This is a genomic window from Pseudomonas sp. P5_A2_2 (assembly GCF_054177685.1).
The window spans coordinates 22,877-39,320 of sequence record NZ_JBGCUL010000001.1 but is presented as its reverse complement, the minus strand read 5'-3'; the positions used below and the strand labels follow the sequence as shown (position 1 = coordinate 39,320).

Genomic DNA, 16,444 nt, shown 5'->3' with positions numbered 1-16,444 from the left:
CGGCCCGAAAGGTTTTACTCGGCGCCAGGCTCACCTGGCGCCCGATCCAATTAGCTGGCGACGATATTGACCAGTTTCCCGGGCACTACGATCACTTTACGGATGGTCAGACCGTCGACGAAGCGCAGGACGTTGTCGTTGGCGCGGGCGGCGGCTTCGACTTCCTCGCGACTGGCGCTGGCGGGCATTTCGATCTGGCCACGCAGCTTGCCGTTGACCTGGATGACGAGCGTCAGGCTGTCCTGCACCAGTGCGCTGTCGTCCTGCACCGGCCAACCGGCGTCGATCACAGGATCAGCGTGACCCAGTTGATTCCACAGTTCGTGGCTGATATGCGGCGTGATCGGAGCCAGCAGCAGAGTCACGGTTTCCAGACCTTCGTGAATCAGTGCGCGATCCTGCCCGGTGCCTTGCGCGGCTTTTTCCAGCACGTTCATCAGCGTCATCACCTGGGCGATGGCGGTGTTGAATTTGTGGCTCTGGCCGACGTCCTGGCTGGCCTGCTTGATGGCCAGGTGGATCGAGCGACGAACGGCTTTCTGCTCGTCATTCAGGATGGCGACGTCCAGTTTGCCCGGCAGGCCCTGGGTGACGTGGGCTTGAGCCAGACGCCAGACACGCTTGAGGAAACGGTGCGAACCTTCCACGCCGGAGTCAGACCATTCCGCGCTCATGTCAGGCGGCGAGGCGAACATCATGAACAGGCGGCAAGTGTCTGCACCGAACTGGTCGATCATCGACTGTGGGTCGACACCGTTGTTCTTCGACTTGGCCATCTTCTCGGTGCCGCCGATTTCCACCGGCAAGCCGTCAGCTTTCAATTTGGCGCTGATAACCTTGGCCTTGCTGTCACGCTCAAGCTCGACGTCCGCCGGGTTGAACCAGGTGTAAGCGCCATTGGCTTCGCGACGATAGTAAGTCTCGGCGATCACCATGCCCTGGGTCAGCAGGTTCTTGAACGGCTCGTTGGAGCTCACCAGGCCTTCGTCACGCATCAGCTTGTGGAAGAAGCGTGCGTAAAGCAGGTGCAGGATCGCGTGTTCGATACCGCCGATGTACTGATCCACCGGCAGCCAGTGGTCGGCTGCGGATTTTTCCACGAGGCCGCCTTCAAAGTGCGGCGAGGCGTAGCGGGCGTAATACCACGACGACTCGACGAAGGTGTCCATGGTGTCGGTTTCACGCTTGGCAGGCTGGCCACATTTAGGGCAGTTGCACTCGTAGAACTCAGGCATGCGCGCCAGTGGCGAGCCGGCGCCGTCCGGCACCACGTCTTCCGGCAGTACGACCGGCAATTGATCTTCCGGTACCGGCACATCACCGCAGGTGGTGCAGTGGATGATCGGGATCGGGCAGCCCCAGTAGCGCTGACGGCTGATGCCCCAGTCGCGCAGGCGGAACTGGGTGCGCGAGGCGCCCAGTTCTTTCTTGATCAGCGCCACTTCGATGGCGTCGAAGGCACCCGCGAAGTCGAGGCCATCGAACTCGCCGGAATTGATCAGCGTGCCGTACTCGCCGTAGGCGTCTTGCCATGGCGCCGGGTTGCTGTCACCGGAACTGGTGCGCACGACCGATTTAACCGGCAGGTTGTACTTGTGGGCGAACTCGAAATCGCGCTCGTCGTGGGCCGGAACTGCCATCACGGCGCCATCGCCGTAGTGCATCAGCACATAGTTGGCGACCCATACCGGCAGTTTTTCGCCAGTCAGCGGGTGCTCGACGAACAGGCCGGTCGGCAGGCCTTTTTTCTCCTGGGTGGCGACGTCGGCTTCAGCCACGCTGCCGCCCTTGCATTCTGCGATGAACGCTTGCAGCTCAGGATTGTTCTGTGCAGCGAGGGTGGCGAGGTGGTGTTCGGCGGCCACGGCGACGTAGGTCGCTCCCATGAGAGTGTCCGGACGGGTGGTGAAGACTTTCAGCGTGCCCGCTTCGCCGATGGAATCGACGTTGTACGGGAACTGCACTTCCATGCCGCGGGATTTGCCGATCCAGTTGCGCTGCATGGTCTTGACCTGTTCAGGCCAGCCCGGCAGGTCGTCGAGGCTCTCCAGCAGCTCATCCGCGTAGGCGGTGATCTTGAAGTAGTACATCGGGATTTCGCGCTTTTCGATCAGCGCGCCGGAACGCCAGCCGCGACCGTCGATCACTTGCTCGTTGGCCAGGACGGTCTGGTCGATCGGGTCCCAGTTCACGGTGCCGCTTTTTTTGTAAATCACACCTTTTTCGAACAGGCGGGTGAACAGCCATTGTTCCCAGCGGTAGTAATCGGGCTTGCAGGTGGTCACTTCGCGCGACCAGTCCACCGCCAGGCCCAGGCTGCGCAGCTGGCTTTTCATGTAGGCGATGTTTTCGTAGGTCCACTTGGCGGGCGCTACGTTGTTCTTCATCGCGGCGTTTTCCGCCGGCATGCCGAAGGCGTCCCAACCCATGGGCTGCAGGACGTTCTTGCCTTGCATGCGCTGGTAGCGGGAGATCACGTCGCCGATGGTGTAGTTGCGCACGTGCCCCATGTGTAGCTTGCCGCTGGGGTAAGGGAACATCGACAGGCAGTAGTAAGTCTCCTTGCCTGGCTGTTCACTGACTTCAAAGGACTTTTGCTCGTCCCAGAACGACTGGGCGGCGGCTTCGATTTCACGGGGCTGATATTGTTCGTGCATGGCTACTTTTGAACTGAATAGGGGTGGCCTAATCCTCTTCAATGCAACGCTGGACGGTGAACACGCCACATTGGCGTTTTCGAGGCCCAGCCGAGCTGGAAGTGGAGTTACAGGAAGCGCCGTAGCATACATGACCGCGCTCTACCGAGGGAAACCCTGATTGCTGCCGCACGTCCTGCAAAAAGCGCTGCGAGGGCCGTTGGTCGCGGCGTTCAGCCGGTTTGTTCATGGAAGCTAAGCTCTAACTGGGGAGTAGGTCTTATCTTCCAATGAGGTGAGGGATGGTTGAGTCTCAGCAAAAAGCTACAAAACCGGAGCTGTACGAAAGGCTGATCGATCGTTTGGCCTTGGCCCTGGATGCGGCAAGGACCGCTGGCCGGTTGCGCGACGAACACCCTCTGGAACTGGAACTGCGTGGTCTGAGCCCCGCAGAGTTTGCACTGGTCAAGGCGTATCTGGATCGCAGTGAGCGTGAGACACACGGATGCTTGTCAGAGGCGGTAAAGCAACTCGACGTACCACGTTCGGCCAAGATTATCTGGCTCAAGGACAAGGCTCCCGGTAGAGACGCGGTAAAGGTCCGGTCTTTCCAGTTCAAATAGGGCACAGAGCCATGCTCCATGCATTTTTGCAGCATAGTCCTTGCGTAATGATTGTCGCATTGCGCTAACCCACTTAGGCTTCGGGCATCTCCGGGAGATGCTCAATGCCTTTTCGTTATTTCGTAAAACAACTTCTTTTGCCACCCGGCATTCTATTGCTGCTGCTTTTGCTTGCCTGGTGGTTGCGCCGATCCAGGCCAAGGCTTGCCGGTGCGTGCTTTGCGCTGGGCCTGGGGGGGTTCTGGCTGATGAGCCTGCCGGTGGTGGTGCAGTGGAGTGCCGGCCTGCTCGAGCGGGAGCCACCGCTGGCCCGCGATGAATGGGCCGTCCTGGGGCAACGCGCGGATGCGATCGTGATCCTCGGCTCGGGGCGCGAACGCGGTGACGTGGCCTGGGGCGCCGACCAGCCCACGGGCGTCGGCCTGGAGCGCCAGCGCTTTGCTGCGCGGTTGGCCAAGGCTTCCGGTCTGCCGGTGCTGACTAGCGGCGGCTTGCATTACAACACGCCGCCAAGCGAAGCGCAGATGATGGCTGACTCCTTGCGTGACGATTTTGGCGTGAGCGTGCGCTGGCAGGAAGGGCGCAGCCGCACGACCTGGGAAAATGCGCAGTTCAGCGCCGAGGTGTTGCTGCCACAGGGCGTCAAGCGTGTGGTACTCGTGACTCAGGCCTGGCATATGCCACGAGCGGTCTGGAGTTTCCGCAAGGCCGGGTTTGAGGTGGTGCCGGCGCCGGTAGGGTTTCTGGGCGGCGACAACGCGCGGCCACTGGGTGGCTGGATGCCGGAGTTCAAGGCGATCTGGCAGAACGGGCAATTGATGAACGAGGCGGTGGGGCAGATCGGTTATTCGTTGTTCTATCGCTGAGAGCTAAACCTTGTGGCGAGGGAGTTTGCTCCCTCGCCACAAGTGTTCTGTATCAATTTTTAGACGGTCTTGGCCATCCGGCTCGCAATCAGCGCCCAACCGAACAACAACACGCAGACAATGAGCAATGGCCACGAACGCCATTCCAGGTACGGCGTCAGGTTATGCATCGGCACCACTTCGCCATACAGGATGCCGCGCTCGAACTGCGGGATCTGATCGGTAATCTGACCGAACGGGTTGATCAGGCCGGATACGCCGTTGTTGGTAGCGCGGATCATCCAGCGGCCGGCCTCCAGTGCACGCATCTGCGCCATCTGCAGGTGTTGCAGGGGGCCGATGGAGGTGCCGAACCAGGTGTCGTTGCTGATGGTCAGCAGCAGGTCGCTGCGGGCGGCAAGGCTGGCGGCGAACTCCGGATAAACCACTTCATAGCAGATGAACGGCGCGATCTGATAACCCTTGGCTTGCAGCAGCGGCTGGTCGGCCGGGCCGCGAGCGAAGTCCGACATTGGCAGGTCGAAGAAAGCGATTAGTCCGCGCAGCATGTCCTGCAAGGGGACATATTCACCAAACGGCACCAGTTTTTGCTTCAGGTAAGTGCCGTCGCCTTCACCGGTAGCGGTGATGCCATTGAAGAGTCGCTTTTCGTGGCGTACTTCCATGCGCACCGGGACACCGGTAATGAACGCCGATTTACGTTCGGCCGCGAAGCTTCCCATCATGTTCAGGTAGCCCTCGGCGGACTCCTTGAGCACCGGAATCGCCGTTTCCGGCCAAATGAGCAGATCGGCGCGCCTGGAGCTGAAACTCATGTCGCGGTACAACGCCAATTGCGCGTTGAGCTGCGCCGGGTCCCACTTCATGCTTTGTTCGACGTTGCCCTGAATGGCGGCGACGCTCAGTGGCGGGCCCGACGGGCTGGTCCAGGCGTGGTGCTTGAGTGCCGTACCGACCAGCCATGGGCCGACCAGCAGTAATATACCGGCTGCGATGAAGCCTTTACGCCCTGTGCGAACCAGGCGCAAGCCGTTGTAGATCAGCGCAGCTGTCAGGGCCAGGGTAAAGGAAATCAGCCACATCCCGCCGATGGGAGCAAGCCCGGCCAGCGGGCCATCGAGCTGGCTGTAACCGGAATACAGCCACGGGAAACCTGTCAGGAACCAACCACGGAAAGCTTCCTGGCCAACCCACAGCGCAGCGAAGGCCAGTGCGTCGGCCAGCGGTGCCTCATTGCGACGCAGCCAGCGCGCCCAGATCCAGGCGGGCAGGGCAAAGAACCAGGCAATCGCCGCCGTGAAGAGCAGCATCAGGAAGCCGGCCAGCAGCATCGACGCGCCGCCGAAGTGGTGAATGCTGTAGTAGATCCAGCTGGTGCCGGCACCGAACAGGCCGAAACCGAAACACCAGCCGCGACCCAGCGCCTGGCGTGGGCTCAGTTCGCGCAAACCGGCATAGAACAGGCCGACGGCGAGCAGTGCCAGTGGCCAGATATCGAACGGCGCCAGGGCCAGGGTGGTGATTGCACCGGCCGCCACGGCCAGCAGGTTACCGGGCCAGCCGGGGCGGGTTGTCCAGCGCATTTCAATCCTTAGCGAGCAATGGGCGTCAGGCGAAGCAAGTGAATCCGACGGCTGTCGGCGTTCAGGATGCGGAAGCGGTACGGGCCGATTTCAGTGATTTCGTTACGTTTTGGCAAATGCCCGAACGCGCTCATCACCAGGCCGCCAACGGTATCGAACTCATCGTCGGAGAACTCGCTGTCGAAAAAATCGTTGAAGTTCTCGATCGGTGTCAGGGCCTTGATCAGGAAATCACCGCTGGGCAGCGGCTTGATGTAGCTGTCTTCTTCGACGTCGTGTTCGTCTTCGATGTCGCCGACGATTTGCTCCAGCACGTCTTCGATGGTCACCAAACCGGCCACGCCGCCGTACTCGTCGATGACGATGGCCATGTGATTGTGGTTGGCGCGGAATTCGCGCAGCAGCACGTTAAGGCGCTTGGATTCCGGCACGAAGGTGGCCGGACGCAGCAGGTCCTTGATGTTGAAGCTGTCGCCGTTCTCCTTGAGGATCAACGGCAGCAAGTCCTTGGCCAGCAACACGCCCATCACGTCATCGTGGCTTTCGCCGATGACCGGATAGCGGGAGTGGGCCGAGTCGACCACGGCAGGCAGGAACTCGCGGGGTGTCTGGTTCGCCTTGATGCTGACCATTTGCGAGCGCGGGACCATGATGTCCCGAACCTGCAAGTCAGCCACCTGGATGGCGCCTTCGAMGATGGCCAGCGCTTCGCTGTCCAGCAGTTTGTTCTGGTGTGCATCGCGCAGCAGCTCCAGCAGCTCCTGGCGGTTTTTCGGCTCGTGGGCAAAAGCCTGGGTGAGCTTACCCAGCCATGACTTCTGCCCGTTGCTCGATCGATCTTCGCTCATAGCGATTACTCTGAATCCTTTGTTGTTTCGGTGGGGAATGCGTCGGTTTCGTCGTCCGCGTACGGATCGGGAAAGCCCAGTTCTGCAAGCAACGTTCGTTCCAGTGCTTCCATCTCTTCGGCTTCGTCGTCTTCAATATGGTCGTAACCGAGCAGATGCAAGCAGCCGTGAATCACCAGGTGTGCCCAATGGGCCCTGAGCTCCTTGCCTTGCTCGGCGGCTTCGCGCTCGACCACGGCCACGCAGATCACCAGATCGCCCAGCAGCGGGATGTCGAGGAACTCATCCGGCACATCGGCCGGGAATGACAAGACGTTGGTTGCGTAATCCTTTTGTCGCCAGGTGTGGTTCAGCTCGCGGCCTTCGGCTTCGTCGACCAGACGAATGGTCATCTCCGAATCGGCGGTGCGCTGGCGCAAAGCCAGTTCGCACCACTGGCGGAACTCGGCTTCGCTGGGGGCGCAGTCTTGGGTGGCGATTTGCAGGTCAAGCTCAAGCATCGCGGCGGCTATCCTTGGCGGCGGCATCATCGGCCGCTTTGGTTTCGAAGCGCTCGTAGGCTTCGACGATGCGCTGCACCAGTGGATGGCGCACGACGTCCTTGGGCTGGAAATGGGTGAAGCTGATCCCCGGCACATCCTTGAGCACTTCTATCACGTGGTGCAGGCCGGACTTGGTGCCGCGTGGCAGGTCGACCTGGGTGATGTCCCCGGTGATGACGGCCGTGGAGCCGAAGCCGATCCGGGTCAGGAACATCTTCATCTGCTCGACCGTGGTGTTCTGGCTTTCGTCGAGAATGATGAAGCTGTTGTTCAGCGTCCGGCCGCGCATGTAGGCCAGCGGCGCGACTTCGATCACCTGTCGTTCGATCAGCTTGGCGACGTATTCGAAGCCGAGCATTTCGTAGAGCGCGTCATAGAGCGGACGCAGGTACGGGTCGATCTTCTGTGCGAGATCGCCGGGCAGGAAGCCGAGTTTTTCACCCGCTTCGACCGCCGGACGTACCAGCAGGATGCGGCGGATCTGCTCGCGCTCCAGTGCATCGACCGCGCAGGCGACGGCCAAATAGGTCTTGCCGGTACCGGCCGGACCGATACCGAAGTTGATGTCGTTACCGAGAATTTCCTTCACGTAGCGCACTTGATTCAAGCCGCGGGGGCGAATCATACCTTTCTTGGTGCGCAGGGCCACGGACGGTTCGGCGGGGGAGTGGTTGTCCAGCTGTTCGACGGCCGATTCCTGCAGGAACAGGTGAACCATGTCCGGCGACAGCTCGGTACCCTTGGTTTCCCGGTACAGGCGGCGTAGGAGGTTTTCCGCGGAGGTGGTGTGTTTGGGTTCGCCGATCAGCTCGAACTGGTTTCCGCGATTGCGGATCTCGATGGTCAGGCGCTGTTCGATCAAGCGCAAATGCTCGTCGAATTGCCCGCACAGATTGGCGAAGCGACGAGCTTCAAAAGGCTCGAGGATGAAACGATGTGGTTCTATGGGTGCGTTCAAGGTCGTATTTAGCCGCCCTGGGGAAATAGTGATGAATCAAGGATAGCGCCAGTGGCGTGGGCGCGAAAGCTCTTATACAGACCAAGTTGATTCGCTGGTCTGACGCTATCCCTGTGGGAGCGAGCTTGCTCGCGATGGCGGCGTGACAGTCGATACCTTTGCTGAATGTCAGATCGCAATCGCGAGCAAGCTCGCTCCCACAGGGGTATGCGGTGTTATTGGATCAGCGAACCCCGCAGCGAATGCGGCTGCGCGGCATCGATGTGCACGTCCGCGAACTGGCCGATCAGGGTCGGATTGTCGCAGCGGAAGTTGACGATACGGTTATTCTCGGTCCGGCCCTGCAGCTCGCCCGGGTCCTTTTTCGAGTAATCGGTCACCAGGATCCGCTGGATCGAGCCGACCATTTGTCGGCTGATCTCGAAACCTTGCTGGTTCAAGCGGTGTTGCAGGGCATTCAGGCGCTCTTTTTTCAGCTCTTGCGGCGTGTCGTCGGCCAGATCGGCGGCCGGTGTGCCCGGGCGCTGGCTGTAGACGAACGAGTAGGAAAAGTCGAAGCCGACGTCGGTAATCAGCTTCATGGTTTGCTCGAAGTCTTTCTCGGTCTCGCCCGGGAAGCCGACGATGAAATCCGAGCTGATGCAGATCCCCGGCACGGCGGCGCGCAGTTTGCGCAGTTTGGATTTGTATTCCAGCGCGGTGTGGTTGCGCTTCATCGCGGCGAGGATGCGGTCCGAGCCCGACTGCACCGGCAAGTGCAGGTGCTTGACCAGTTCCGGCACGTCGGCGTGGGCCTGGATCAGGCTGTCGGAGAACTCCAGTGGGTGCGACGTGGTGTAGCGGATGCGGTCGATACCATCGACCGCGGCGACCACGCGGATCAGTTCGGCCAGGTCGGCCAGGCGCCCATCATGAGTAGTCCCACGATAGCCGTTGACGTTCTGCCCCAGCAGCGTCACTTCCCGCACGCCGTTTTCGGCCAGGTGGATGATCTCGGCAATCACGTCGTCGAACGGCCGGCTGACTTCTTCGCCGCGGGTGTAGGGCACCACGCAGAACGTGCAGTACTTGCTGCAACCTTCCATCACCGACACGTAAGCGCTCGGGCCGTCGATGCGCGGTTCGGGCAGATGGTCGAATTTTTCGATTTCCGGGAACGAGACGTCGACTTGCGGCAGCTTGCTGATGCGCGCGGCGTCGATCATTTCCGGCAGACGGTGCAGGGTCTGCGGGCCGAAGACCACGTCGACGTACGGCGCGCGATCACGGATGGCCGCGCCTTCCTGGCTGGCCACGCAACCGCCGACGGCGATCACCATGTCCGGGTTGGCCAGCTTCAGTTCGCGCCAGCGGCCGAGCTGCGAGTAGACGCGATCCTGGGCACGTTCGCGGATTGAGCAAGTGTTGAGCAGGATCACGTCGGCGTCTTCAGCACGGGCGGTGACTTCCAGGGCCTGATGTTCGCCCAGCAGATCGACCATGCGCGAGCTGTCGTACTCGTTCATCTGGCAACCGTGGGTTTCGATGTAAAGCTTCTTGGCCATGGAAAGAGTCATCACCTGATTCAAAGAACCGCACATTATAGGGAACATGTCCCGTGGTTCCTACCGTTGCGCGTCCGGCGGACGTGCTATAGTTTGCGCCCTCATTTTTACCCCGATGTGTTACCCGCCCACCATGACCAAACGTGAAGCTCCAATCTACAAGGTGATTTTCCTCAATCAGGGCCAGGTGTTCGAAATGTACGCCAAGCAGATCTATCAAAGTGATCTGTGGGGCTTTCTGGAAGTGGAAGAGTTCGTCTTTGGCGAGCGTACGCAAGTGGTCGTCGATCCGAGCGAAGAAAAGCTCAAGGCTCAGTTCGAAGGCGTGGTGCGCAGCTTTGTGCCGATGCATTCGATCGTGCGTATCGATGAAGTCGAGCGTCTGGGGACACCGAAAATCAGCGAAGCCCGTGGCGCGGTCGGCAATGTCATGCCGTTTCCGATGCCAATGCCTGAGAAGTAAATCTCAAGATCGAGTTGCCCCCATCGCGAGCAAGCTCGCTCCCACATTGGATCTTCCAAACGCTGGAGATCAACTGTGGGAGCGAGCTTGCTCGCGATGGGGCCAGTCAGATCAACACAGGAATCAGGGTAGAGGCGCGAAAGGCGTACGCCCGTCAGCGCTCTGCAACTCCATCAAATATTTACGGAAAATTTGCCCGAGCACCTGGGTGGCGACTTCGAGTTCTTCGCGGGGCATTTTTTCGGTGACTTCGTCGGCGGTGTCCAGTGCATCTTCGGCACCGTTGACCGCCGCCATCTTCAGCAGGATGTACGCCTGAACGTTATTGGCCGGCACGCCTTCGCCGCGGAAGAACATGGTGCCGAGCTTGAATTGCGCCTGGGCGTGGCCCTGCAGCGAGGCTTTTTCGAAATAGCTCAGGGCTTGATTGAGGTCGCGCGGCGCGTTTTTGCCTTCGTAGTAGAACTCACCCAACTCGTATTGCGCTTGTGCATCCCCTTCATCCGACGCTTTCTGGCAGGCGGCGAGCGCCTGTTCCAGGTCTTGTGGCTGGGTATTGAGGGTGCAGCGACCCATCGCTGGGATTAACAACGAGTTGCCGCCTGCTTGTGCGTGCGCGAGCAGGGGCTGAAGAAGCAACAGGCAGCCCAGTGCAAGGGTGCGGCCGGTGCGGTTCATGGGAATCGACTTACCTCTGAAGGGCGCGCGGACCCATCGAGGGATCCAATAAGCGCGCATTATGAAATAAGCAGGGGCAACCTTACAAAGTCTTTACTCGTTTTTCTGCTGCGCGGGAAATATATCACCCGTTTTGCGGGGGATTTTTGCTGAACGCGCAGGAATACAGGCGGGCGTGTAGGTGAAAGCTGACGCTGGCAATGGCCAACGTCAGCTTCAGGGGCTTACTTCAAGGCAGCGAAGGCGCGTTCGGCGGCGTCCAGGGTCAGCTTCAATTCAGCTTCGCCGTGGGCGATCGAGGTGAAGCCGGCTTCGAATGCACTCGGTGCCAGGTAGACGCCACCTTCCAGCATCAGATGGAAGAAGCGACCGAACAGGGCAGCGTCGCTGGCCATGACGTCATCGAAGGTGACGATGTCATCGGCGCCGCTGAAATACAGGCCGAACATGCCGCCGGCCTGGGTGGTCACGAACGGAATGCCGGCCGCATCGGCGCGCTGTTGCAGACCGTCGAGCAGGCGAGTGGTGTAGTCGGTCAGCTCGGCATGGAAACCCGGGCGGCTGATCAGGCGCAGGGTGGTCAGGCCGGCGGCCATCGCCAGAGGGTTACCGGACAGCGTGCCGGCCTGGTAGACCGGGCCCAGCGGAGCGATGCGCTGCATGATTTCGCGCTTGCCGCCGAAGCAGCCGACCGGCATGCCGCCACCGATGATCTTGCCGAAGGTGGTCAGGTCCGGTGTCACGCCGTAGTACGCCTGGGCACCGCCGAGGGCGACACGGAAACCGGTCATCACTTCGTCGAAAATCAGCACCACGCCGTGCTTGTCGCACAGAGTCCGCAGGCCTTCGAGGAAGCCCGGAGCAGGCGGTACGCAGTTCATGTTGCCGGCCACTGGCTCGACGATGATGCAGGCTACGTCCTGGCCGACTTCGGTCAGCATGCTCTCAACGGCATCGATGTCGTTGAACGGCAGGGTCAGGGTGTGTTTGGCAAATGCTGCCGGTACACCGGCCGAGCTCGGTACGCCTTGGGTCAGTGCACCGGAACCGGCCTTGACCAGCAGGCTGTCGGAGTGACCGTGGTAGCAGCCTTCGAACTTGATGATGCTGTCGCGGCCGGTGAAGCCACGGGCCAGGCGGATAGCGCTCATGGTCGCTTCGGTGCCGGAGCTGACCATGCGCACCATTTCCATCGACGGCACGAGCGAGCAGACCAGGTCGGCCATCTGCGTTTCCATCTCGGTCGGGGCGCCGTAGGACAAGCCGTGCTCAAGCTGTTTGCGCACCGCGTCCAGCACGTCCGGGTGGCTGTGGCCGAGGATCATCGGGCCCCAGGAACCGACGTAATCCACATAGCGCTTGTTGTCTTCGTCGGTGACGTAGGCGCCTTCGGCGTGCTTGAAGAACAACGGCGTGCCACCGACGCTCTTGAACGCGCGAACCGGCGAGTTCACGCCACCGGGAATGTGTTTTTGGGCATTGGCAAACAGCGTTTCGGAACGAGACATGGTCGGGCTCTCAAATCAGATTTTCAGTAGTTCGTTGAAGGCGCGGGCGCGGCGGGTCACTTCGACCGTGCTCTCGGCGCCAAACAGGCCATGCACCACCGCCAGCAGATCGACGCCATGGGCCACCAGCGGGGCAGCGTTATCCAGGGTGATGCCGCCGATCGCGCAGATCGGCAAGTGCAACTGCTTGCGGGCCTGGTCGAGCAGGTCGAGGCTGCAGGTCGGCGCGCCGGGCTTGGTGTTCGAATTGAAGAAGCGGCCGAAGGCGACGTAGCTGGCACCTTCTTTGGCAGCCTGTTCGGCCAGTTCGAGCTGCGCGTGGCAGGTTGAACCGATGATCGCCTGACGCCCGAGCAGTGCACGGGCCGGAGTCAGTGGGCCATCGGTCTGGCCCAGGTGTACGCCCACGTTCAGGCGTGCCGCCAACTCGGCGTCATCGTTGATGATCAACTGCGTCTTGTAACGTTCGCACAACTCGCGCAAGGCTTCGGCCTCACGCAGGCGGCGGGCGTCGTCACTGCTCTTGTCGCGGTATTGCAGCAAGGTGACGCCGCCTTCCAGCGCCGCCTCCACGTACTTGAGCAACTTACCGTCCAGCAAATGGCTGTCGGTAATGGCGTACAGGCCACGTAGTTTCATCGGGCAAGCCTCACCGCATTACAAATAGAAGTTACGAACAGAAATCCAGTGGCAAACGGCGCGGCACAAACTGGCCTTTGCCCAACTGCTCGGCATCACGCAGGGTGCGCCAAGTGTAGTTAAGCGCGGTCTGTACGGCACTGGCGAGGTTTTCGCCCTGGGCCAGACGACCGGCCAGCGCACTGGCCAGGGTGCAGCCGGAACCGTGATAGCTGCCCGGCAAGCGCTGGCAGGTAAAGGTTTCGCGCTGGCCGTCGCGGCTGTACAGGCGATTGTGGATTTCGGTTTCGTCGCCATGGCCGCCGGTGATCAGCAGGTGTTTGACGAACGGCAGCAGTTTTTCAGCGCACTCGTCCGCAGTGCCTTCAGGCAGTTCGGCGAGGATCCGGGCTTCGGGAAGGTTGGGGGTCGCAATGATCGACAAGGGCAGCAGGCGTTCGCGCATGGCATAGCCGACTTCGTCCTTGCCCAGGCGTCCGCCGCCGCCGGCGCGCAGCACCGGGTCGCAGACCACCGGCAAGTGCGGATGCGCCGAAAGCAGTTCGACCACGGTGTCGACCATTTCCAGGGAACCGAGCATGCCCAGTTTGACCGCCGCGACTTCGGAGTCGTTGAGCACGGCATTGGCCTGGGCCAGTACCCACTCACGGTCGAGGACGCGGAAGTCAGTGACATTGACGGTGTCTTGCACGGTCAGGGCGGTGACGGCCGGAGCCGCATGGCAACCCTGAGCTAGCAGGGCTTCGATATCTGCCTGCAAGCCGGCGCCACCACTTGGGTCGTGGCCGGAGAGACAGAGGACAACGGGGCGAGAGCTGTAGATATTCATGGTGCGCGAGCTTACCACCAAACAACGTTTTTCGGGTGTAGCGACATCCAGTCCGGCTGTTCCCTCGCCACAGTGATTTGCCTGCCTCTGAATGTGTTCTGGTGATGTTGCTGAAACGCCCGTCCTAGAGCCTTTGTAGGAAAAATTTCAATGGTGCTTAATGGCTATCAACGGCTATGCTAGAGTGGATCCAAACCAATAACAGGTAATACCGGTTTTACGTCTGCTCAAAAGGAATGGGGGGCTTCCTGACAGAACCGGACAGGCCACGCTGGGGCTTCAATGCACTATTTGCTGATGTTGCTGTTGTGTTTGCCCCTCCTGGCAAACGCCGTCGAGTTCGATGAGTTCACTCAAAGCCTCCCCTTGGGCCGAACCCTGCAGGTCTACGAGGACGCAGGTGGTCAGGCGACCATCGCGGATATCCGTGCGCAAGCGGCGGCCGGCAACTTCAAATCGCACCAAAAAGACACGCTCAACGCCGGGTACTCGCGTTCGGTATTCTGGCTGAAAATCGACCTGCATTTCCGTCCGGCCAATCCGGCGGCGCAACGGACCTGGCTGCTGGAATTGGCCTATCCGCCCCTCGATCATCTCGATCTCTATTTGCCCGATGCGGCCGGCAACTATCAGTTGGTCAGGCAGACCGGCGATGCCTTGCCGTTCGCCAGCCGCGAGATTCGTCAGAACAACTATTTGTTCGACCTGACGTTCAAACCTGACCAGGCCGAAACCGTATTCTTGCGATTGCAAAGCGAAGGTTCGATCCAGGCACCGGTAACCTTGTGGTCGAGCACCGCCTACCTCGAAGATCAGCCTGTGCGCCTCTACGTATTGGGGCTGATCTACGGCGTGCTGCTGGGGATGCTGGTCTACAACCTGTTCATCTACCTCAGCGTGCGCGACACCAGTTACCTCTACTACATCTTCTATATCGCCTCGTTCGGCTTGTATCAGCTGTCGGTAAACGGTGCGGCTGTGCAGTATTTCTGGCCGGACAACCCTTGGTGGGCCAACGCCGCGACGCCGTTTTTCATCGGCTGTGCGGGTTTGTTCGGCAGTCAGTTCGCCCGCAGTTTCCTGCAAATGGCTACCCACAGTCGCTGGCTTGACCGCTTGTTGCAGGCGCTGGTTGCGTTCGGTGCGCTGGTGGTCGGACTGTCGTTGATGAGCAGTTACGCCCTGGCCCTGCGGCTGGCCACGGCGCTGGCGCTGACGTTCACCGTGGTGATTTTTGCCGCCGGGATCTTTGCCTGGCTGCGGGGCCTGCGGGTGGCGCGGTATTTCATTATTGCCTGGTCGGCGTTTTTGCTCGGCGGCATCGTCAATACGCTAATGGTGCTGGGCTACCTGCCGAACGTGTTCCTGACCATGTATTCCAGCCAGATCGGCTCGGCCATCGAAGTGGCGTTGCTGTCCCTGGCACTGGCCGACCGCATCAACGACATGCGCGAGCAGCAGGCACAAACCCTGTTCGACGCCAGCCAGAAGCTTGAAGTGCTCAACCAGCAACTGGCTTGCAGTAACAAGCTCAAGGACGAGTTCCTTGCCACCCTGACCCACGAACTGCGCACGCCGATGAACGGCGTGATCGGTTCGCTGGAGCTGATGCAGACGGTCGAAATGGACCCGGAGCTCGAGCAGTATCAGCTGACGGCTGCGGGATCGGCGCGGGACATGATGCGCATGGTCAACGGCATCCTCACCCTCACCGAACTGCAGGCCGGCAAACTCAAGGCCTCGGCCGACACCTTCAGCTTGCGCGGCATGGTCGAGGCATTGCGCATGCAGTTCGAGGGCAACGCATCAAGCAAGTCGCTGGACTTCAAGGTCGATGTCGCGCCAGGTGTGCCGGATCGTTTGCACGGCGACAACGTCAAGATTGCGCAGTGCCTGGAATGTCTGCTGGATAATGCCATCAAGTTCACCAGGATCGGCGGCCTGGCCCTGCGGGTGACCGGCAAGGCCATTGAGCCCGACCGGCTGGCGTTGACCTTTGCGGTGATCGATACGGGCATTGGCTTCACTGATTTGGGGGAGGCCACGATGTATCAACGGTTCTTCCAGCTCGATGGCTCGATGACCCGTGAGTACGGTGGCCTGGGTGTTGGCCTGGCGATTTGCCGACAGTTGGTCGAATTGCTGGGTGGACGCCTGACGCATCGCACCGAGCCAGGACGCGGCAGCCGGTTTCAGCTGGATGTGGAAGTCGGGCTGCCGGTGGCCGAACGTCCGGTGATGCCGTTGATGCCCCGGGATTTTCCGCGCCTGCGCTTGCCTCAGGATTGTGCCGTGCTGTTGGTGGATGACAACAGTATCAGCCAGTTGGTGATGCGCGGCATGTTGCTCAAGCTGGGCTTTCGCGTACGTACGGCCGACGGAGCCGATGTTGCACTCGATCTCTTGCAGCGCGAAGTGTTTGACGCGGTACTGGTCGATTGTCAGTTGCCGCTGCAGGGCGGTGAGCCGGTGTGCTGCCAGATCCGCGCGTTACCCGGTTATGCCGAACTGCCGCTGTTCATGATGGCCCTGGGCGGCGACCGTGAGCGCTGCCCGACCGGCGCGGTAATTGATCACTTGAACAAACCGGTGAAATTCGAAGACTTGCAGGCCGCCCTCTACCGCCGCGTGCTCTGCTCGCAACAGGGTGAAAGCGCCGACAGTTAGGCGGATATGACACTTTGATCGGCCGAGGGGCGGTGCTTAACTGAAGTCCCTTGGCCGACC

Annotated in this window: 14 protein-coding genes; 4 read left to right on the top strand and 10 right to left on the bottom strand. The window is 60.7% G+C overall.

The window, feature by feature from the left end; all coding sequences use genetic code 11:
- Nucleotides 1–50: 50 nt before the first annotated feature.
- Entirely contained in the window at nucleotides 51–2,657 is a 2,607-nt protein-coding gene (gene leuS / locus ACXRVY_RS00175; protein WP_223460920.1) for a leucine--tRNA ligase, read from the bottom strand.
- Between the two features lie 281 nt (nucleotides 2,658–2,938).
- Between leuS and ACXRVY_RS00170 the strand changes: the two genes are divergently transcribed.
- Complete coding sequence (locus tag ACXRVY_RS00170; protein WP_223460922.1) at nucleotides 2,939–3,259, top strand: hypothetical protein; 321 nt, start codon at nucleotides 2,939–2,941, stop codon at nucleotides 3,257–3,259.
- A 104-nt stretch (nucleotides 3,260–3,363) separates the two neighbouring features.
- A complete protein-coding gene (locus ACXRVY_RS00165; protein ID WP_223460924.1) occupies nucleotides 3,364–4,125 on the top strand; it encodes a YdcF family protein in 762 nt (253 codons plus the stop codon).
- Nucleotides 4,126–4,184: 59 nt separating this feature from the next.
- On the opposite strand, the gene lnt is transcribed toward ACXRVY_RS00165, so the two are convergent.
- The 5 genes from lnt to miaB all read right to left on the bottom strand — a co-directional run bounded on the left by lnt (nucleotide 4,185) and on the right by miaB (nucleotide 9,600).
- A complete protein-coding gene (gene lnt, locus ACXRVY_RS00160; RefSeq protein WP_223460926.1) occupies nucleotides 4,185–5,708 on the bottom strand; it encodes an apolipoprotein N-acyltransferase in 1,524 nt (507 codons plus the stop codon).
- Between the two features lie 8 nt (nucleotides 5,709–5,716).
- Complete coding sequence (locus ACXRVY_RS00155; protein WP_458236939.1) at nucleotides 5,717–6,556, bottom strand: HlyC/CorC family transporter; 840 nt, start codon at nucleotides 6,554–6,556, stop codon at nucleotides 5,717–5,719.
- A 5-nt stretch (nucleotides 6,557–6,561) separates the two neighbouring features.
- Nucleotides 6,562–7,056 (bottom strand): rRNA maturation RNase YbeY, encoded by a 495-nt coding sequence (gene ybeY, locus ACXRVY_RS00150; RefSeq protein WP_223460930.1) that lies wholly within the window; start codon nucleotides 7,054–7,056, stop codon nucleotides 6,562–6,564.
- Nucleotides 7,049–8,056 (bottom strand): PhoH family protein, encoded by a 1,008-nt coding sequence (locus ACXRVY_RS00145; RefSeq protein WP_223460932.1) that lies wholly within the window; start codon nucleotides 8,054–8,056, stop codon nucleotides 7,049–7,051. Before ACXRVY_RS00145 ends, ybeY begins: the two co-directional genes overlap by 8 nt.
- Nucleotides 8,057–8,271: 215 nt before the next feature.
- Nucleotides 8,272–9,600: a tRNA (N6-isopentenyl adenosine(37)-C2)-methylthiotransferase MiaB gene (miaB, locus tag ACXRVY_RS00140; RefSeq protein ID WP_223460934.1), complete on the bottom strand. Its 1,329-nt coding sequence runs from the start codon at nucleotides 9,598–9,600 to the stop codon at nucleotides 8,272–8,274.
- A gap of 133 nt (nucleotides 9,601–9,733) precedes the next feature.
- Between miaB and ACXRVY_RS00135 the strand changes: the two genes are divergently transcribed.
- Nucleotides 9,734–10,063 (top strand): DUF1820 family protein, encoded by a 330-nt coding sequence (locus ACXRVY_RS00135; protein ID WP_003185742.1) that lies wholly within the window; start codon nucleotides 9,734–9,736, stop codon nucleotides 10,061–10,063.
- A 123-nt stretch (nucleotides 10,064–10,186) separates the two neighbouring features.
- On the opposite strand, the gene ACXRVY_RS00130 is transcribed toward ACXRVY_RS00135, so the two are convergent.
- The 4 genes from ACXRVY_RS00130 to ACXRVY_RS00115 all read right to left on the bottom strand — a co-directional run bounded on the left by ACXRVY_RS00130 (nucleotide 10,187) and on the right by ACXRVY_RS00115 (nucleotide 13,717).
- Entirely contained in the window at nucleotides 10,187–10,741 is a 555-nt protein-coding gene (locus ACXRVY_RS00130; RefSeq protein WP_223460936.1) for a tetratricopeptide repeat protein, read from the bottom strand.
- A 224-nt stretch (nucleotides 10,742–10,965) separates the two neighbouring features.
- Nucleotides 10,966–12,249 (bottom strand): glutamate-1-semialdehyde 2,1-aminomutase, encoded by a 1,284-nt coding sequence (gene hemL / locus ACXRVY_RS00125; protein WP_223460939.1) that lies wholly within the window; start codon nucleotides 12,247–12,249, stop codon nucleotides 10,966–10,968.
- A 15-nt stretch (nucleotides 12,250–12,264) separates the two neighbouring features.
- Nucleotides 12,265–12,888, bottom strand: coding sequence for a thiamine phosphate synthase (thiE, locus tag ACXRVY_RS00120; protein WP_223460941.1), 624 nt, complete (start codon nucleotides 12,886–12,888; stop codon nucleotides 12,265–12,267).
- Between the two features lie 31 nt (nucleotides 12,889–12,919).
- Nucleotides 12,920–13,717 carry a hydroxymethylpyrimidine/phosphomethylpyrimidine kinase gene (locus ACXRVY_RS00115; RefSeq protein ID WP_223460943.1) on the bottom strand — a complete coding sequence of 266 codons (798 nt, stop codon included), beginning with the start codon at nucleotides 13,715–13,717 and terminating at the stop codon, nucleotides 12,920–12,922.
- A gap of 282 nt (nucleotides 13,718–13,999) precedes the next feature.
- Between ACXRVY_RS00115 and ACXRVY_RS00110 the strand changes: the two genes are divergently transcribed.
- The gene (locus tag ACXRVY_RS00110; protein ID WP_223460945.1) at nucleotides 14,000–16,384 is read left to right on the top strand and encodes a hybrid sensor histidine kinase/response regulator; all 2,385 of its coding nucleotides are present in this window, start codon (nucleotides 14,000–14,002) and stop codon (nucleotides 16,382–16,384) included.
- Nucleotides 16,385–16,444: the final 60 nt, after the last annotated feature.

What these genes read in the sequence shown, in the direction of transcription:
- leuS (WP_223460920.1), bottom strand. Translation starts at nt 2,657, where the DNA reads ATGCACGAACAATATCAGCCCCGTGAAATCGAAGCCGCCGCCCAGTCG.
- ACXRVY_RS00170 (WP_223460922.1), top strand. Translation starts at nt 2,939, where the DNA reads ATGGTTGAGTCTCAGCAAAAAGCTACAAAACCGGAGCTGTACGAAAGG.
- ACXRVY_RS00165 (WP_223460924.1), top strand. Translation starts at nt 3,364, where the DNA reads ATGCCTTTTCGTTATTTCGTAAAACAACTTCTTTTGCCACCCGGCATT.
- lnt (WP_223460926.1), bottom strand. Translation starts at nt 5,708, where the DNA reads ATGCGCTGGACAACCCGCCCCGGCTGGCCCGGTAACCTGCTGGCCGTG.
- ybeY (WP_223460930.1), bottom strand. Translation starts at nt 7,056, where the DNA reads ATGCTTGAGCTTGACCTGCAAATCGCCACCCAAGACTGCGCCCCCAGC.
- miaB (WP_223460934.1), bottom strand. Translation starts at nt 9,600, where the DNA reads ATGGCCAAGAAGCTTTACATCGAAACCCACGGTTGCCAGATGAACGAG.
- ACXRVY_RS00135 (WP_003185742.1), top strand. Translation starts at nt 9,734, where the DNA reads ATGACCAAACGTGAAGCTCCAATCTACAAGGTGATTTTCCTCAATCAG.
- ACXRVY_RS00130 (WP_223460936.1), bottom strand. Translation starts at nt 10,741, where the DNA reads ATGAACCGCACCGGCCGCACCCTTGCACTGGGCTGCCTGTTGCTTCTT.
- hemL (WP_223460939.1), bottom strand. Translation starts at nt 12,249, where the DNA reads ATGTCTCGTTCCGAAACGCTGTTTGCCAATGCCCAAAAACACATTCCC.
- thiE (WP_223460941.1), bottom strand. Translation starts at nt 12,888, where the DNA reads ATGAAACTACGTGGCCTGTACGCCATTACCGACAGCCATTTGCTGGAC.
- ACXRVY_RS00115 (WP_223460943.1), bottom strand. Translation starts at nt 13,717, where the DNA reads ATGAATATCTACAGCTCTCGCCCCGTTGTCCTCTGTCTCTCCGGCCAC.
- ACXRVY_RS00110 (WP_223460945.1), top strand. Translation starts at nt 14,000, where the DNA reads ATGCACTATTTGCTGATGTTGCTGTTGTGTTTGCCCCTCCTGGCAAAC.